The 1,345-nt window shown below is 74.8% G+C and carries 1 protein-coding gene; it reads left to right on the top strand.

Translation table 11 applies throughout. The features are described from left to right. A partial coding sequence (locus AOK16_RS24835; protein WP_205627780.1) for an NPCBM/NEW2 domain-containing protein occupies positions 1-756 on the top strand: 756 nt, incomplete at its 5' end. Positions 757-1,345 lie beyond the last annotated feature (589 nt).

Below are 1,345 nucleotides of genomic sequence, written 5' to 3'. Positions count from 1 at the left end.
TCCGCCCCGATCGGGGCGGAGCTGGCGCGTGGTACGGCCGGGCAGGTCGCGGTGGACGTCACCGCGGGGACGCGGGACGCGACGGGCGTCTCCGTCGAGCTGTCGGCGCCGGAGGGGTGGAAGGTGTCCGCCCCGGCGCGGATCGACCGCGTCGCCGCGGGGGAGACCGGGCGGGGTGAACTCGCGGTCACGCCCGCCGAGTCGGCGAAGCCGGGCGATCCGGCGGTGCTGACGGCGACCGTCCGGTACCGCTCGGCCGGGGCCGAACGGACCGCCGTCCACCGCTTTGCGGTGGAGGTGGTGCCGGAGCCCCCGGCGGCGGACGCGTGGGCGAGCGACCTCGACTGGCTGGGCGCCACCAACGGCTGGGGCCCGGTCGAACGCGACACCAGCAACGGCGAGTCGGCGGCGGGCGACGGCCGCGTCCTGACGCTGGCCGGGAAGACGTACGAGAAGGGGCTGGGCGTCCACGCCGACTCCGACGTGGAGTTCTACACCGGCAGCCGCTGCTCGTCCTTCACGGCGGACGCCGGTATCGACGACGAGATCAACGGCTACGGGGAGGTGGCGTTCTCCGTGGAGGCAGACGGGAAGGTCCTGTGGACCTCCGAACCCGTGACGGGCGCCTCGGAGACGATCCCGGTCGACGTCCCCCTGGGCTCGGCCCGCCACGTCCACCTGAAGGTGACGGACACGAACGCCGCCAAGGGCGGCGACCACGCGGACTGGGCCGGGGCGCGGTTCCACTGCGGGTAGGCCATCCGGCCCGGGCCAGGGGTCCTGATCGCGGCAGTCCCGGCACCGCCGGACTCTGCCACACCCATTGCTCGCCGTTGCGGCGGGGGTGTGTTGACGCTGAGGTCAGCGCCAACCCCTCTCACCGCGACGGCGAGTCGCCCCGTGGCGCGGTTCGGCGGTGCCGTGTGGCGGCCCGGTGGCGATTCTCTCCGGGCGGGCCGCGGGTCGTAGTTCTCGCTGGGTGCGGTGGTTCGGCACCGCCGGGCTCCGCCGTACCCATTGCTCGCCGTTGCGGCGGGATGGGACTTTTCGCGCTGGCTCAGCGCGAAAAGACATCCCGCCGCACGGCGGGTCGCCCTGCGGCGCGGTTCGGCGGTGCCGNNCGCGCCCGCGACCCCTCGGTGGGCCGCAGATCGCAGTCGACCGCGGCGCGGGGGGCGGAGGACCGCGATGTCCCTCCCCGGCGGGCCGTAGGCCGTAGGGCTGGGACCGTGATGTCCCTCCCTGGCGGGCCGCAGGCCGTAGGGATCAGTCCTCGCTCTTGGGCTCGTCCTTTGGGTCCGGGTCGTTGTCCTTGTCCTCCGGCTGGGGCGGGTCGGTGGCCGGG

It is taken from the genome of Streptomyces pathocidini (genome assembly GCF_001418495.1).
GTDB lineage: Bacteria > Actinomycetota > Actinomycetes > Streptomycetales > Streptomycetaceae > Streptomyces > Streptomyces pathocidini.
This window is presented reverse-complemented; position numbering and strand designations above follow the sequence as displayed.